Origin of the sequence: Sulfitobacter guttiformis (genome assembly GCF_003610455.1) — a bacterium.
GTDB classification, from domain to species: domain Bacteria; phylum Pseudomonadota; class Alphaproteobacteria; order Rhodobacterales; family Rhodobacteraceae; genus Sulfitobacter; species Sulfitobacter guttiformis.
This window is the reverse complement of the sequence record NZ_RAQK01000002.1, coordinates 986318-1002666: the sequence shown is the minus strand read 5'-3', so window position 1 is coordinate 1002666 and position 16349 is coordinate 986318. Positions and strand designations below refer to the sequence as shown.

Annotated in this window: 15 protein-coding genes; 10 read left to right on the top strand and 5 right to left on the bottom strand. The window is 58.7% G+C overall.

All coding sequences use genetic code 11. The annotated features are described in order from the left end of the window. The first annotated feature begins 165 nt into the window (after positions 1-165). From rpiA to hflC, 4 genes are all read left to right on the top strand, one after another. Positions 166-954, top strand: coding sequence for a ribose-5-phosphate isomerase RpiA (gene rpiA, locus C8N30_RS17395; RefSeq protein ID WP_025061516.1), 789 nt, complete (start codon positions 166-168; stop codon positions 952-954). An 11-nt stretch (positions 955-965) separates the two neighbouring features. Beyond that, on the top strand, positions 966-2327 hold the full coding sequence (gene gorA / locus C8N30_RS17390; RefSeq protein WP_025061517.1) for a glutathione-disulfide reductase: 1362 nt from the start codon (positions 966-968) through the stop codon (positions 2325-2327). A gap of 133 nt (positions 2328-2460) precedes the next feature. Further along, positions 2461-3711, top strand: a complete 1251-nt coding sequence (hflK, locus tag C8N30_RS17385; protein ID WP_025061518.1) for an FtsH protease activity modulator HflK — start codon at positions 2461-2463, stop codon at positions 3709-3711. Next, positions 3711-4610, top strand: a complete 900-nt coding sequence (gene hflC, locus C8N30_RS17380) for a protease modulator HflC (RefSeq protein WP_025061519.1) — start codon at positions 3711-3713, stop codon at positions 4608-4610. The genes hflK and hflC overlap by 1 nt, the downstream gene beginning before the upstream one ends. Positions 4611-4755: 145 nt before the next feature. Here hflC and C8N30_RS17375 read toward each other — a convergent pair whose 3' ends face one another. Further along, positions 4756-6084, bottom strand: a complete 1329-nt coding sequence (locus C8N30_RS17375; protein WP_232222789.1) for an aspartate aminotransferase family protein — start codon at positions 6082-6084, stop codon at positions 4756-4758. A gap of 350 nt (positions 6085-6434) precedes the next feature. On the opposite strand from C8N30_RS17375, the gene C8N30_RS17370 reads away from it, so the two are divergent. Continuing rightward, positions 6435-7868: a DegQ family serine endoprotease gene (locus C8N30_RS17370; RefSeq protein WP_409373605.1), complete on the top strand. Its 1434-nt coding sequence runs from the start codon at positions 6435-6437 to the stop codon at positions 7866-7868. Between the two features lie 91 nt (positions 7869-7959). Here the strand turns inward: C8N30_RS17370 and C8N30_RS17365 are convergent, their stop codons facing one another. Further along, a complete protein-coding gene (locus C8N30_RS17365) occupies positions 7960-8499 on the bottom strand; it encodes a peptidoglycan-binding domain-containing protein (RefSeq protein ID WP_025061522.1) in 540 nt (179 codons plus the stop codon). Positions 8500-8663: 164 nt separating this feature from the next. On the opposite strand from C8N30_RS17365, the gene C8N30_RS17360 reads away from it, so the two are divergent. From C8N30_RS17360 to C8N30_RS17350, 3 genes are all read left to right on the top strand, one after another. Beyond that, positions 8664-8987: a 2Fe-2S iron-sulfur cluster-binding protein gene (locus C8N30_RS17360; RefSeq protein ID WP_025061523.1), complete on the top strand. Its 324-nt coding sequence runs from the start codon at positions 8664-8666 to the stop codon at positions 8985-8987. Continuing rightward, entirely contained in the window at positions 8987-9751 is a 765-nt protein-coding gene (locus C8N30_RS17355) for an FG-GAP repeat domain-containing protein (RefSeq protein WP_232222790.1), read from the top strand. The genes C8N30_RS17360 and C8N30_RS17355 overlap by 1 nt, the downstream gene beginning before the upstream one ends. Before the next feature lie 65 nt (positions 9752-9816). Then, the gene (locus tag C8N30_RS17350; protein ID WP_147419723.1) at positions 9817-10149 is read left to right on the top strand and encodes a hypothetical protein; all 333 of its coding nucleotides are present in this window, start codon (positions 9817-9819) and stop codon (positions 10147-10149) included. 52 nt (positions 10150-10201) lie between these two features. On the opposite strand, the gene purD is transcribed toward C8N30_RS17350, so the two are convergent. Beyond that, entirely contained in the window at positions 10202-11467 is a 1266-nt protein-coding gene (gene purD, locus C8N30_RS17345; RefSeq protein ID WP_025061526.1) for a phosphoribosylamine--glycine ligase, read from the bottom strand. Positions 11468-11538: 71 nt separating this feature from the next. Between purD and xseA the strand changes: the two genes are divergently transcribed. Then, positions 11539-13032, top strand: coding sequence for an exodeoxyribonuclease VII large subunit (gene xseA / locus C8N30_RS17340; protein WP_025061527.1), 1494 nt, complete (start codon positions 11539-11541; stop codon positions 13030-13032). Positions 13033-13034: 2 nt separating this feature from the next. Here the strand turns inward: xseA and C8N30_RS17335 are convergent, their stop codons facing one another. Then, complete coding sequence (locus C8N30_RS17335; protein WP_025061528.1) at positions 13035-13430, bottom strand: hypothetical protein; 396 nt, start codon at positions 13428-13430, stop codon at positions 13035-13037. Between the two features lie 170 nt (positions 13431-13600). Here C8N30_RS17335 and C8N30_RS17330 point away from each other — a divergent pair, with 170 nt between their 5' ends. Continuing rightward, positions 13601-15316 carry an NAD(P)H-dependent oxidoreductase subunit E gene (locus C8N30_RS17330; protein ID WP_025061529.1) on the top strand — a complete coding sequence of 572 codons (1716 nt, stop codon included), beginning with the start codon at positions 13601-13603 and terminating at the stop codon, positions 15314-15316. A gap of 29 nt (positions 15317-15345) precedes the next feature. Here C8N30_RS17330 and C8N30_RS17325 read toward each other — a convergent pair whose 3' ends face one another. Then, positions 15346-16248 (bottom strand): transglycosylase SLT domain-containing protein, encoded by a 903-nt coding sequence (locus C8N30_RS17325; RefSeq protein ID WP_025061530.1) that lies wholly within the window; start codon positions 16246-16248, stop codon positions 15346-15348. Positions 16249-16349 lie beyond the last annotated feature (101 nt).

The window sequence follows — 16349 nt, the reverse complement described above, 5'->3', positions numbered from 1 at the left end:
CTGTTTGCCTGCGCGGGACACAACCTGCACACCTGAAAGCGACAGGCTGTCGCGTGTTTCGGGCGCGCGCGCGGGATGGCGTGGCACCGCGCCGCACGATTGCCCCTCGCACCCTGCGCGCATCTTTCCTATAAGGACGGCCATACCCAACCGGAGCAGTTCACCATGTCTTCAGACCTGTCACCCATAGACAAAGCAAAATTCGTCGCGGCCAAACGTGCGGCCCAATTTGTGGAGGACGGTATGCGTGTGGGGCTGGGAACCGGATCAACCGCTGCGTGGCTGGTCCGTTGTCTGGGCGAGATGGTGCGCGATGACGGGCTCAAAATCCGTGGTGTCCCCACGTCGAGCCGCACCGCCCAGTTGGCCCGCGATGTCGGCATCGAAGTCATAAGTCTGGACGAGGCAAAATGGCTCGATATTACCATAGATGGCGCGGATGAATTTGACGGTGAGTTGAACCTGATAAAGGGCGGCGGAGGCGCATTGCTGCAAGAGAAAATCGTAGCAACAGCCAGCGACCAAATGATCGTAATTGCCGATATCGGCAAAGAGGTCGAGCATCTGGGGGCTTTCCCGTTACCCATCGAAGTCATACCGTTCGGCTGGCAGACCACACAGGCACTGGTTGAGGAGACGCTGATCTCGATGGATGTGCTTGGGCGATCCAGCACACTTCGGATGAACGGCGACCGCCCGTTCCATACCGACGAGGGTAACTATATTCTCGATCTTCACCTCAACCGCATCGGCAACCCGCGACAGCTGTCGCTGGTGGTCAACCAGATGCCCGGAGTGGTCGAAAACGGTCTGTTTATCGACATCTGTGATACAGTGGTGATCGGATATGGTGACGGCCGTGTAGAAGTGCGCGACATAAACGAGGGCACTGTTGCGACAGAGCGCCTTGATTTTGTCGAGAGCGATAATTTGTTTTCTGACCTGAGTGATTGAGAGGCCCTGAGATGAGCGATTTTGACTATGACCTGTTTGTGATCGGGGGCGGCTCTGGCGGCGTGCGCGCAGCACGTGTGGCGGCCGGAGAATATGGCGCGAAGGTCGGCCTCGCAGAGGAAAGTCGTTATGGCGGCACCTGCGTCATCCGGGGCTGCGTGCCAAAAAAGCTGATGGTTTTCGCTTCAAGCTACCGCGATGTGTTCGAGGATGCCCAAAATTATGGTTGGGACGTCAATAACGGGCCTTTCGACTGGCATAATTTTGCAGGTAAAATGCGCAGCGAACTTGATCGGCTGGAAGGTATCTACCGCAATCTTCTGGATGGGGCAGGCGTCGAAAAATTCGATGCTCGTGCGACGCTAAAAGACGCGCATACCGTGACCCTGTCGACAGGTGAAGAGAAGACGGCAAAGCATATTCTGGTCGCGACAGGCGGGCGCCCTGTGCGTCCTCCAATGAAAAATGCCGAGCTGGGTCTGGTGTCTGACGACATCTTTGATCTGGAGGCCTTGCCCAAATCAATGCTTATTGTCGGCGGCGGCTACATCGCCTGCGAGTTTGCCTGCATTCTGCATGGTCTGGGCGTCGAGGTGACGATGTATTTCCGGGGCGGCCAAATTCTTAACGGATTTGACGATGAAGCCAGAGGGCTGGTAGCAGAGCAAATGAGCAGCCGCGGCATCAATCTGCATTCAGGCGCCAGCATCCTCGAGATGGAAGAGCGCGAGGGCGGCACGTGGGTAAAGGCCACGATCGGCAAGGAAAAGATTTTTGACAAAGTTTTCTTTGCGACCGGTCGTACACCCAACTCAAATGATATGGGGCTGGAAGATATCGGTGTGGTGCTGGGCAAAAATGGTGCCATCGAGGTGAATGAATATAGCCAGACGGGCGTGCCTTCGGTCTACGCCATCGGTGATGTGACCGACCGCGTGAACCTGACACCGGTGGCGATTCGCGAAGGTATGGCATTCGTGAAGACCGTTTTCGGGGGAGAGCCTACGCCGGTGGATCACGATTTGATCCCCTCTGCCGTGTTCACCCAGCCAGAGATGGGCACCGTGGGGCTGTCGGAGGAAGCCGCGCGCGAGCAGGAGCCGGTAGAGATTTACGCGACCTCGTTCAAATCGATGCAGACCGCGTTTGCGGGCCGTGAGGATCGCGTGATGATGAAGCTGGTCGTATCCAAGAAAACCCGTGTTGTTCTGGGCTGTCATATCGTCGCACCGCAGGCCGGCGAGATGATCCAGATGGCAGGCATTGCGATCAAGATGGGCGCCACAAAAGAGCAATTTGACCAAACCTGCGCTGTCCATCCTACGATGTCAGAGGAATTGGTAACGATGCGCACGCCGGTGCGCACAACATAACGTCAATTAATTAAGATGGATGTCAGCACAACTTGGGTGCTCGCATCTTGAAATAAACGTGTGAACGTACAGTTTACACAGCATACGACAAGCCTGCTCCGGTACGGGGCGACTTAAAGAGGGATGAATATATATGGCTGGTAATACGGGCGGTCCTTGGGGCGGCGGCGGCAACAGCGGCGGGAACAATGGCGGCGGTAATAACGGCGGCGGTAATAACGGCGGCGGTAATAACGGCGGCTCCAATGGCGGCGGTGGAAACAATGGCGGTGGCAACCGTGGTGGCGGAGAAAAACCCCCGATCCCCGAGATCGACGAGCTGGTACGCCAAGGTCAGGAAAAGCTGCGCGTGCTCATGGGCGGTGGGAACCGCTCTGGCGGGACCGGTGGCGACGGCGGCGGCAACGGCGGCATGCCAGAAATTACCCGCGGCATGGTCGGAATCGGCGCTCTCGTGCTGGTTGCAGGCTGGCTTTTTGCCTCGACCTATCGTGTAGACACCCAGCAGCAATCCATCGAGCTATTTTTGGGCAAGTTTTCTGGCATCGGCACCGAGGGCCTTAACTTTGCACCGTGGCCTGTTGTGACGGCCGAAGTGTTCGACGTTACAACCAACCGTACCGAGACATTGGGCGTAAGCCGGTCGCAGGGTGACAATGACGGATTGATGCTGACAACAGATGAGAACATCGTTGATATTGATTTTCAGGTTGTGTGGAACATCAAGGACGCCGAGCAGTTCAAATTCTCTCTGCGCGACCCCGATGCCTCTGTCCGCGCGATCTCAGAATCCGCGATGCGCGAAATCATAGCACAGTCTGAGCTGGCCCCGATCCTCAACCGTGACCGTGGTCTGGTGGAAGAGCAGGTGAAGGCACTGATCCAGTCGACATTGGACAACCGCGAAACCGGTATAAATGTCCTGCGTGTAAACGTGAACAAGGTCGACCCGCCCAGCCGGACGGTTGTCGTGACTGACCCTAACGGGGCTACGTCGCAAGTTTCGGTTGTGGATGCATTCCGCGATGTGCAGGCTGCCGAGCAGGAGCGCGACCGCCTTGAGCGCCAAGCGGATGCTTACGCCAACCAAAAAACCGCTGAGGCCCGCGGTGAAAGCGCCAAGCTGCTGGAAGCTGCCGAAGGGTACCGTGCGCGTGAAGTTAACGGTGCAATCGGTGAGGCCAGCAGGTTCGAGGCGGTTCTTACCGAATACAGCGCGGCCCCCGATGTGACCCGCAAACGCCTCTATCTTGAGACGATGGAAAAAGTGTTTGGACAGGTCGACAAGATTATTCTCGAGAACAATGGTGGCGAAGCAGGTGGACAGGGTGTTGTCCCGTATCTGCCGCTGAACGAGTTGCGCCGTAACGGAGGAAACAACTGATGAACAAATCAAGCTTTCTGATCCCGATTGTCGCCATCATCGGCGCTGCTGTATTGTCCTCCATCTTTGTGGTGGACGAGCGTGAAAAAGCCCTTGTGTTACGCTTTGGTGAGATCGTTCAGGTCCGCACCGAGCCGGGCCTCGGCTTCAAGTTGCCGATGGTCGACGAGGTTGTCCGCTTTGAGGATCGTATCCTGTCGCTCGAAACACCTTTGATCGAGGTCACGCCAGCCGATGACCGTCGTTTGGAAATCGACGCTTTTGTCCTCTACCGGATCGATGATGTTGTGCAGTACCGTCAGGCCGTAGGTTCCGGCGGTGAAGTCCGCGCGGCCAATGATCTGAGCGGCATTCTCGAGTCCCAGATACGTGCTGTGTTGGGTTCGCAGGGTGTGACCTCCAACACGATCCTGTCGCCAGAACGTTCTGCCCTGATGGATCAGATCCGTACCCGGACAGATGCGCGCGCAAATGCGTTGGGCCTCGAAGTTGTGGATGTGCGCCTACGTCAGACAAACCTGCCAGAGCAGAACTTTGACGCCACACTGCAACGGATGATCGCTGAGCGCGAGCGCGAGGCGACGGACGAGCGTGCGCGGGGTCGTGAAGCGGCCCAGCGTGTAACCGCTCTTGCGGATCGTACATTCGAGGAAATCATATCCGAAGCGCGCCGTGATGCGCGGATCATTGAGGGTGAAGCAGACGCCGAGCGTAACCGTGTGTTTGCAGAGGCATATTCCAAGGATCCCGAGTTCTTCGAGTTCTACCGCTCTCTTGCCGCGTATGAGCAGTCCTTGCTGGGTAAAAATACCAGCATGGTTCTCTCGCCCGACAGCGAGTTCTTCAACTACCTACGCTCCGACCAGGGCTCACGGTCGGATGAAGGCGAGCAAAACTAAGACGCTATTTTTGAAGTAAGTAGAAAAGGGGCCGCAATAATCTGCGGCCCCTTTTTTGTTCTCGGTTTGCCTGCCTGTCTCACACGCCGCCTGTGAACGAAGGGGACGGCGCAGACGAAAGCGCTGCGCGTGTTGTGACGCGCAATCAGGTTGTTGCAGTGTCGATTGCTGCAGCCAGTGTCTCCACGATAATATCAATCTCTCCGGCGGTGGAGGTAAAGCAGGGGGCCAATAGAATGTGATCACCCGCTGTTCCATCCGCACACCCCTGTGCCGGATAGCAGATCATGCCCGCCTGCATCGCTGCGGCCTGCACACGGCCCGCTATATTACGGCTGACGGCAAATGGCGCCTTTGTCGCGCGGTTCTCGACAATTTCCGCGGTCCAGAACAACCCGCGTCCGCGAATATCTCCTACATGCGCATGTTGGCCGAGGCGCTCATGCAGCGCGGCCTCAAGCTGTGCGCCGCGTGCGCGCACAGCCTCCAGCAAATTGCGCCCGTCGATTTCGTGCATAACTGCCATCGCGCCTGCGGTGGCCACGGCATGGCTCATGTAAGTGTGCCCGTTCCACAGCTTGCCAGAGCCCGCAACAATCGCATCGCAAATTTTCTGGTTGGCCATCACTGCGGCAATGGGCTGGTAACCAGCACCAAGGCCTTTGGCCATGGTCGTGATATCGGCGCAGATACCCTCCTGCTCCAGCGCAAACAGCGATCCGGTGCGCCCCATGCCGCACATTACCTCGTCCGCGATATAGAGGACACCGTACGTATCGCAAATCTCGCGGATGCGTTTGAAATACCCCGCTGGCGCGGGCTGTGTCCCCAGTGATGCGCCGACGACGGGCTCGGCCACGAAGGCGCAAACATTCTCCGCGCCAAGCGCAAGGATTTTGGCCTCAAGCTGGTTTGCCATGCGCAGGCCAAACGCGGCCTCGCTCTCATCAGTGTGCTGGAGCCGATAATTATAGGTTGCATCAATATGGTGGGTTTCGATCAGCAAGGGCGCAAAGGTCGCGCGCCGTCCTGCATGACCACTCACCGCGAGGGCGCCGAGCGTGTTTCCATGGTAAGAGGGTGCCCGGGCGATGATATGCGCGCGGTCCGTCTCGCCGCGCTCGACGTGGTACTGGCGCGCCAGTTTCAGCGCGGCCTCCATCGCCTCGGAGCCACTGCCCAGATACATGACACGCCCCTCGCCGGTGCCTTCCGGCGCATGGGCGACGAGGTAATCAGACAACTCCTCCGCCCACTTGTTCGTGAAAAGACCGGTGTGCGCAAATGCCAGCGTGTTGACCTGGTCACAGATCGCCTTGCGCACCGCCGCATTGTCATGGCCCAGCGATGAAACCGCCGCCCCGCCGCAAGCATCCAGATACCGTTTGCCATGCTCGTCAATCAGATAGGCTCCTTCGCCTCCCACGATGCTGGGTTGGCTGGCGGTCAGACTACGGCGAAGGACATGGCTCACGGGCAAGGGCTCCTGCTTTTTTTGAAGGGGACGGGCCCTTTGTAGCAGGACTGCGCGCATTCTACCTTAATTATTTGCGTGCAGCAGTCCCTGTTTGCCTCACGGCATTGTTAACGGCATTGAAATGAGCGGAGTAAGATACATGTTTCATATTGCGGACAGGCGGCGCAGCATGCAGTCTGATACGCAATAAATCGCCCCGTTTGCCGGGCATGATTTCGGTCAGGAGACAATATATGCAGTCCAAAGCGGTCGCCCGGACACCTTTTGAAGCCCAAACTTCAGCCCACGTCCAGACATTAGCCAAGCCACAGTCCATCCCCTTTTCGCCGATGTTACGTGCGGCCCTGATGGGGCTTATGGCTCTATCGCTTCTGCTGGTCCAGGCAGTCATGGCGGATGCCAAGCCCGAGAGCCTCGCGCCACTGGCCGAAAAGATCAGCCCTTCTGTGGTTAACATCACCACATCAACATTGGTCGAAGGGCGCACCGGCCCACGCGGTATCGTCCCCGAAGGATCCCCCTTCGAGGATTTTTTTCGAGAGTTTCAGGACCGCAACCGTGGTGATGATGAAAGCGGAGAAACGCCTTCGCCCCGACGCTCATCCGCACTTGGCTCCGGTTTTGTTATCTCGGAGGATGGATATGTCGTGACCAATAACCACGTGATCGAGGGCGCAGATGAAATCACGATCGAGTTTTTCTCTGGTAAGGAGTTGATTGCCAAAGTGATCGGGACTGACCCCAACACGGACATCGCACTTTTGAAAGTAGAGGCAGATGAGCCACTGCCGTTTGTGAACTTCGGCAATAGTGATGCGGCCCGTGTGGGCGACTGGGTGATTGCGATGGGCAACCCGCTGGGGCAGGGGTTTTCTGTTTCTGCAGGCATCGTGAGTGCGCGCAACCGTGCGCTGTCGGGCACCTATGACGACTACATCCAGACCGATGCGGCGATCAACCGCGGCAACTCCGGCGGGCCGCTTTTCAACATGGACGGAGCGGTGATTGGTGTGAATACGGCCATCCTGTCACCCAATGGCGGATCTATCGGGATCGGTTTTTCGATGGCATCGAATGTGGTGACCCGTGTCGTGGACCAACTCAAGGAATTCGGCGAGACGCGGCGCGGTTGGCTTGGGGTCCGCATTCAGGATGTTACGCAGGACGTAGCTGATGCCATGGGCCTCGCCAAGTCCACCGGAGCGCTGATTACTGACGTGCCGGACGGTCCTGCGAAGGACGCAGGACTTGCGACTGGCGATGTGATCATGTCCTTTGACGGCGTGGATGTCGCAGATACACGCGGTCTCGTGCGGCAGGTTGGCAACAGCCCCGTAGGTGCAACAGTGCGCGTTACTGTTTTGCGTGAGGGTAAAACCCAGACCATTCCGGTTGTCTTGGGCCGCCGCGAAGATGCTGACGGGACCGCAGCACCGGAAGCCGAGAACGAAGAGCCACAAGCACCTGATGCCCCCGAAATGTCTTCACTTATGGGCCTTACGCTCACGCCGCTTACCGACGAAATGCGTGGTGAGTTGGGGGCAGCTGCCGATCTGGAAGGACTGGCGGTAACAGAAGTGGACGAAGACACGGAGGCATTTGAAAAAGGATTGCGCGCAGGTGACATCATCACCGAGGCAGGTCAGCAAACTGTCACCAGCATTTCCGAGCTCAACGACCGCGTGGCAGCGGCCCGTGAGGCTGGACGCAAGTCCCTGCTGCTGCTGGTCCGCCGCGCAGGTGATCCTAGGTTCGTGGCGCTTACGCTCGAAGAAGAGTAAGCCTACCTGATTTCAAGGTCGCGGTTTAAGCAAAAAGGCGTTCCTCGCGGGGCGCCTTTTTATATTTTGAATATGTCGGACCCTACAGCAATCAGGGGGTGCGGGGCACAGCGACGATGCCCAGCTCCCGCGCTGTCTCGATCGAGAGTACATCGCTGGGCAACCCCCCCGCCGTTTGTACGGCTAGTACAGCGCGCCGCGTTGCATCATCCATATCGCCGCTCACCGCGCCGGTGTATTGCCCGCGTGCCTGCAAAGCGCGCTGGAGCGTCGAGACAAACTCGATTGTAAAGGCAGGCGGGCAGGGGATCTCGAACCAGCGGTCGGTGCGCGGTGTGACGATCTGCTGGCGGCGTTCTTCGCGGTAGACAGGCAGGGCGCTGAGAGTGCCATCCGGATTGGTTTTAGCAGGTGTCACGAGGATTTGTTCAGTGACTGTCTCGATTACTGCGGGGGTGGGGATTTTGCCCCAGCATGTGCCAGGCGCCGCGCCTGCCGGCGCCAGACCGTTGCCAACGATCACTCCGCTCTGGGTGACGGTTTCCTGCGCGGCGCAAGCGGCCAGCAAAACAGCCGCCAGAAGGGTCGCGGTCCGGTGTGATGCGAAATAACGTAGTTTTGCCTGTGCCATAGCCCAATGCCTTTGGGTCTGTTTTATCGTGCCCATCTCTAGCGGGTTTTACCTGCCTTGCCTAGAACTCAGATAATGCAGAATGGCATGCGTCACAAAAGGGGCTGGTACGTGGGCAGGCGCATGGGTAGTAAAGGCAAAATTCTGAATGAAAGGGCACTTTAATGGCCAAAATTACATATGTAGAACACAACGGCAAAGAACATATTGTCGAGGTCGCCAGCGGCCTGACGGTCATGGAGGGTGCGCGCGATAACAATATCCCGGGCATTGAAGCGGATTGCGGCGGTGCCTGCGCCTGCTCGACCTGTCATGTCTATGTCGACGAGGCATGGATCGGCAAGATACCAGCAAAAGACGACATGGAGGAAGACATGCTCGATTTTGCCTATGAGCCGGATCCTGCAAAATCGCGTCTGACATGCCAGATCAAAGTAACGGACGAGCTGGACGGTTTGCGCGTGAAAATGCCAGAAAAGCAGATCTGATGCGACAAGGGGCACGGCGGCTAGCGTTCCGCAAGGGGACAGCGCGTGCCAGCTGTTCCACGATGGCGTTATGCGCTGTGCTCACGTCTTTTGCGCTGCCCCTATCGGGGGCTGGCGATGACGGGACGATCGTCAGTGCCCGCTACACCGAGCCTACAACACGCTATGCCCACGGTATTCTAGGCGACGCAATCGAGCATGGCGCGCTGGAGTTGGAGTTGGCGGGAGCTGCTTCGCGCCGCGTGCTGCGCCTTCCCATGACGCGGGTGTTCGAGGATACCGAACCGCGTGTGGTAGATGTCGACGGAGACGGCCGGGCAGAAGTGGTCGTTGTCGAGGCGCACCAAGATCAAGGAGCGCGGCTGGCGATTTACAATGCCTCCGGTCTAGTGGCAGCCACGCCTTACATCGGAACGCGCAACCGCTGGCTTGCGCCGGTTGCGGTTGCGGATATGGACGGGGATGGCGCTGTCGAGATTGCCTATGTGGATCGTCCGCATCTGGCCAAAATTTTGCGCGTCTGGCGTTATGAAAACGGACAGCTTGCCGAAATTGCAGCGCTTGAAGGCGTGACAAACCACCGGATCGGGGAGCGCGATATTGCTGGTGGTTTGCGGGATTGCGGTGCAGGCCCCGAGATGATCGTGGCCAGTGCCGATTGGCAGCGGCTGATGGCGGTTTCGCTCACGGCTGGCACGCTTGTGGCGCATGACATCGGTCCGCATAATGACCGTGCCAGCTTTGCGGCGGCCCTTGCGTGTTAATGAGAAATGCGATCGCGCTGATCCTTGCTGCTTCATGCGGCACACCTGCGTGCGCACAGGAGCAAATGACACCGCAAGATTTTTTGGACCTCGCAGTCAACCGCACACTTAGCTTCACCAGCGTCGGGTCGGAAAATCTGGTGGGGGTCGAGCAATTCTTGCGCCATGATTTATCCGTCTGGGCGGATGAAACAGGTCGTTGCACCTACGGACGGATAGAGCTGCGCGGCCCGCATTTGTGCTTTCTCTACGAGGACGCGCCAGACCCAAATAACTGCTGGATCCCGTTTATGGATGACGGCACCCTATTGGTGATGTCACAGGGCAGCAGAGAAGTTCAACGCATCAGCGACATCAGCGACAAGCCGGTGATTTGCGAGGGCGCGCCAGTCTCCTGAGCACTGCTCAACCCCGATGTACTAAGATGCTTATGGCTTGGATGGCGATGCCTCAGTCGAGGGCGCGCCATCCAATATCTCTGCGGCAAAATCCTTGCGGCCACTCTATTGCGTCCACCATTGCATATGCCTGCTTTCGCGCTTGCGCGAGCGTTGCGCCGCGTGCCGTAACCGTGAGGACGCGGCCACCAACGGCAATAATTTTGCCATCCTGCTCTGCTGTGCCTGCGTGGAACACCATATGGCTGCTATCTTCGGACAGCGTGTCGAGCCCGCCGATCTGGGTCCCTTTCACATAGGCCGCAGGATACCCTTGGGCCGCCATCACTACTGTCAGCGCGTGATCATCGGCCCAGTTCACCCGCATATCGGCCAGCCGCCCTTCGGCAGCGGCATGCATCAGATCCAGCGCTTGTGCGCCGAGGCGCATCATCAGCACCTGACATTCTGGATCGCCGAAGCGGACATTGTATTCCACCAGTCGCGGTGCGCCGTCTTCGATCATCAGACCGGCATAAAGGATGCCCTGATAGGGCATGCCGCGCTTCGCCATTTCGGCCATGCAAGGACGGATGATTTCCGCCATAGCGCGCTCGGCAATTGCGTCAGACAGGACTGGAGCGGGTGAGTAGGCGCCCATGCCTCCGGTGTTGGGTCCGGTATCGCCATCGCCCACACGTTTGTGATCCTGCGCCGTGCCTATTGGAAGGACGTTTTCGCCGTCACACAGAATAAAGAAAGACGCCTCTTCTCCGGTCATGAATTCTTCGATGACCACCTTGGCACCTGCTGCGCCAAAACTGCCGCCGAACATGTCGTCAATGGCGGCCTCTGCCTCTGCTACCGTCTGCGCAATAATCACGCCTTTGCCTGCGGCCAGCCCGTCGGCCTTGACCACGATTGGTGCGCCGTGTGCGGTCACGTAATCTTTGGCGGCGGCGGCATTGGTGAAATGGCCATAAGCGGCAGTGGGTGCATTACATGCGGCGCAAATCTCCTTGGTAAAGGCCTTTGAAGCTTCGAGTGCTGCGGCCGCTTGAGAGGGGCCAAACACCAGAACACCTGCCTCGCGTAGGCGGTCGGCCACGCCGGCGGCCAAGGGTGCCTCGGGGCCGACGATTACAAAATCGACGTTATTGCGTGCGGCAAATTCGACGACCGTACCGCCGTCTTCGATGTCAATCGTGGCGCAATCTGCGATCTGCGCGATGCCTGCATTGCCCGGAGCAACGATAAGTTTGTCGCATTTTGGATTTTGCAGCACAGCCCATGCCAGGCTGTGCTCGCGGCCGCCGCTCCCGAGGATCAGAATATTCATGGCGTGCACTCCCTTGGAACTTGATGTCCGGCGTTTTAGGATGCGCGAGTGATTTGCACAAGGACGCAAGTATGGATCTGTTCGATGACGGCCCAGAGGATGCTCCCGCTGCGGGCAACAGTCCCGAATATACGGTGGGCGAGCTTTCGGGCGCGATAAAGCGGGTTATTGAAAACGAATTCGGCCACGTCCGTGTGCGCGCCGAGGTGGGGCGCGTGAGCCTTCCGCGCTCGGGCCATGTTTATCTGGATCTCAAGGACGACAAGGCGGTGATGGCGGGGATCATCTGGAAAGGGGTCGCCGCGAAACTGGCCACCATGCCGGAGGAAGGCATGGAGGTGATCGCGACGGGCCGGATCACCACCTTCCCCGGTCAGTCGAAATACCAGATCATCATCGAGGATATCCAGCCCGCAGGCATGGGCGCCCTCATGGCAGTGCTGGAAAAGCGCAAGGCCGCGCTGGCCGCCGAGGGGCTGTTTGACGCAGAGCGCAAACAGGCACTACCCTATCTGCCCGATATTATTGGCGTCGTGACCTCGCCTTCGGGCGCCGTTATCCGCGATATTTTGCACCGTTTGCGCGACCGGTTTCCGCGTAAGGTGCTGATCTGGCCTGTCGCCGTACAAGGGGCGAAATGCGCGCCCGAAGTGACCCGCGCAATTGAAGGGTTCAACCGTCTGACCCCCGGCGGTGCGCTGCCGCGACCCGACCTTATCATCGTGGCGCGTGGCGGCGGATCGGTCGAGGACCTGTGGGGGTTTAATGAGGAATCGGTCGTAAGGGCAGCTGCAGCTTCTGTCATTCCGCTGATTTCCGCAGTGGGCCATGAGACTGACACAACGCTGATCGACTATGCCTCCGACATGCGCGCGCCTACGCCAACTGCAGCCGCCGAACTTGCGGTGCCGGTGCGCCACGAATTGATGGCATATCTCGACCAGCAACATGCCCGGATGAGTCGCGCCTTGTCACAAGGGCTGATCCAGCGCGGTCAGCGGCTGCGCGATATGTCGCGCGCCTTGCCCCGTGCCGACACCCTGCTTGATACTCCGCGCCAGCGTCTGGACCGGGCGGGTGACAGACTTTTGCGTGCGGCCGGTCTGACCGAGGGGCCCGCGCTGAGATTGGAGCGGGCTGCTACACGGCTTGATCCTGCGCTGATGGCTGGGGTCCAACGGCGCAAGATCAGGTTGTCCGATTTGGGGGGTGGCCTGCGCCCTGCGGCGTTGCGCAGCAAACTTGCAAATGACGACCAACGCTTGCAACGTCTGTCTCGCCGCCTCGTTCCCGCGCTGGAGCGCGAGCGGAATTTGCAGGCTGCGCGTCTCGATCGCGCCACGCATGCGATGCAAGAGGCCGCACAAAGACAGCTGCGCGACTGGCGAAACCAGATCACAGCAGCCGAGCGCTTGCGCAAAACACTAGGCTATGAGGCGACGCTGGAACGTGGTTTTGCCGTGGTGCGCAGCGGCGACCAGATTATTACCAGCGCGCAGATCGCTGCGGCCGAGACACTGCTTGAGGTCCAGTTCAAGGATGGCAGAATTACCGTAAAGCCCTGAGATCATACCCCGATTTTTGGACCCAGACACAACAGCTCTTCGGTGCTCTCGTTTGCCTCGTAGAGGGGGGTAATAGCGGGGTCGTTCTCGAAGCGGGCAATCAATCCGCCTGCGCCGCGCTCAAAACTCCAGCATTGCGGATCGGGACGGTCGTCATAGGTGAAACAGATCAGGCCGTCGGCCTCGTACCATTCACCGTCTTTGCATTCGCCATCCAGAAACGACCAGCGCACGCGGCGGTCCGGCAGATATATTTCCGCGCCGTATGGCTCTGATCCGGTTCCGTAATAAAGGGTTTTCCCGCGGGTGTAAGCGTCGAATTCCTTCGCCGTCATTTGGGACTGTGCGGCGGCGGGCAGGGCACAAAGGGCCCACAGTATAAGGGTCAGGAATTTCATGACCTATAGATGCCAGAAGTCGTGGAGCAGTGCCAGAGCATCCTCAGGGTTTCCGATCCGCATCAGCGCCGCACCGCGCACCGCGCAAAGGGCTGCCAAATTGTCGCTTTTCACCTCAACCCCGATGGGCGCAGTTGATACACAATGCAAAATAATAAGGGAAACTTCGCATGGCACTCGATTCAGATAAAAACGGTTCCGGCAAGAAATCACCGGAAAAAGGCGTCTGGAAGTCAGGTGCTGGCAAGGGGCGGCGCCATACCAAGGGGCGTCAACTGGAGGATAAGGCATGGGGCGAGGTGCGCGATCTGCTGGGCGCAGAGCCCCGCGATCGTGACCTATTGATCGAGCATTTGCATCTTATTCAGGACGCGTTCGGCCATCTGTCCGCCGCCCATCTTCGCGCATTGGCCGAAGAGATGCGCCTGAGCATGGCAGAAGTCTATGAGGTAGCAACATTCTACGCCCATTTCGATGTGGTTAAAGAGGGCGAGATACCGCCGCCTGCGCTTACCATCCGCGTGTGCGATTCGCTGAGCTGCGAGATGGCAGGCGCGGCAGCCCTGAAATCTGCGCTCGAGGACGGTTTGGACGCCTCGCAGGTTCGCGTGCTGCGCGCGCCCTGCATGGGGCGGTGCGATACCGCGCCGGTATTGGAACTGGGCCATGCGCATATCGACAATGCGACGGTGCGGAAGGTTCACGCAGCGATTGCTGCAGGTAATACCCACGCCCATATTCCCGCCTATGAAACTTATGCGGAGTACGCGGCGGGTGGTGGCTACGGCACGCTCGCGGACCTGCGAAAGGACGGTGATTGGGAAGCGGTTCAGGAAAAAGTGCTCGCATCCGGCCTGCGCGGTCTTGGCGGCGCGGGGTTTCCGTCCGGCAAGAAGTGGGGATTTGTGCGCGATAATGCGGGGCCGCGGTATCTGGCTGTTAACGGCGACGAGGGCGAGCCGGGGACATTCAAAGACCGCTACTACCTTGAGCGGGTGCCACACCTGTTTCTGGAGGGTATGCTGATCGCTGCCTGGGCCGTCGAGGCAGAGCGCGCTTATATTTACATGCGCGACGAATATCCCGCCGTGCTGCACATTTTGGCATCCGAGATTGCGGCGCTGGAGGATGCGGGCGTGGTGCCTGCGGGCTATATCGAACTGCGACGCGGGGCTGGTGCCTATATCTGTGGCGAGGAATCGGCAATGATCGAAAGCATCGAGGGCAAACGCGGTATGCCGCGCCACCGTCCTCCATTTGTGGCGCAGGTCGGCATTTTCGGCCGCCCCACGCTGGTCCATAATATCGAGACGCTGCACTGGATCGCGCGGATTTGCCGCGAGGGGCCGGAAGTACTGTCCACGGTTGAGCACAATGGCCGTAAGGGTATGCGCAGCTATTCGGTGTCGGGGCGTGTTGCAAAGGCGGGTATTTATCTGCTGCCAGCCGGATCGACAATTACGGATATCATCGCGGCGGCGGGCGGCATGGCGCAGGGGCATAAGTTCAAGGCCTATCAACCCGGTGGGCCATCTTCCGGGCTGTTACCTGCCTCGATGAACGACATCCCGCTCGATTTCGATACGCTGCAACCGCATGGCAGCTTTATAGGCTCTGCAGCCGTCGTGATCCTGTCCCACAAAGACCGTGCCCGGGATGCTGCGCTTAATATGCTGCGGTTTTTCGAGGACGAAAGCTGTGGACAGTGTACTCCCTGCCGCGTCGGCTGTGGCAAGGCGGTTCAGTTGATGCAAGCGGACAGTTGGGATCAGGGACTGCTTGAGGAGCTGTCGGCGGCGATGGTTGATGCCTCGATCTGCGGATTAGGGCAGGCGGCGCCAAACCCCATTCGCCTCACGATGAAGCACTTCGCCGACGAGATCTGATCAACCGGTCTGCCCCTTTTCAGGGTGGGCTATTTGTTCTGGACCACCAGGCAATTACAACCCTCCCGCTTTAGGCTGGTGCACAGCTCAGTTGCGTTATCGCGGCTGTTTCGTCCGACCCGGGCAAAATAATAGCCTTTTTTGCCGGAAACACGGTTTTTCACGAACACAAGGTCAAGCTTTTCACTGCTGACCTTGGCACGGCAGGTGCGTGTAAGGCTGGCTACTTTAGCAATGGCTGTCGCCTCTGAGGTGCCGAAACCCAACTGCACGCCCCATGGTTTGAGGGCAGGCGGCGGCGGCACAGCCGGTTTGAGCGTTGTCAGACGGCGGTTGCGCGCCATTTGCGTGCAGGCTTCTTGAAATGCCAGCTTAGGGTCGAGGCGAAAATCATGGTCTTTGGGGGGCGTGTCGCGCCATTGCTCGGCGGATAGACCCGTGATGATGGGTACGTAATTAACCGTCTCGGAGGCTAGGCCTTTACCCTCAAGAAATCCCTCGGCCCGCCGCTCCCCGCCGTTATAGCCGATTGCTGCCATGCCTTCATTGCCATATTTTCCGACCATTTCGGCCAGATATTGCGCTGAGTGGTCTAATGCGTCTGCGGGGTTGTAAGGGTCCTTGAGGCCGCGCAGCAGGGCGGTGGAGGGGATGAATTGTGCAATGCCGCGCGCGTTTGCGGGGCTCAGAGCGTTAGGGTCAAAGCGGCTTTCTTGCCAGATCAGGCGGGCAAAAAAACCCGCGTCTAGACCGTATCTGGTGCTGAAAACCTCAATAGCATTACAGGTATCATAAACGAAATGTGCCGGCCTGATGCATTGGACATGGCCCCATTTGCCGGTACTACACTGTCCCTCGCGCGGATCGGCATGGGCGGAAGAGGCGAGAAACGCTGATAAAACTGCCGCCGCTATGATCGCAAAGTATCGCATGGAATGTTGGTGGGGTCTGTGCGCGGCCTTGTCAATCGCGCACCCTTCCATCCCGTGGCCCAAGGCGATAGATCATGGGGGTCCTACAAGCCGGAGATCTT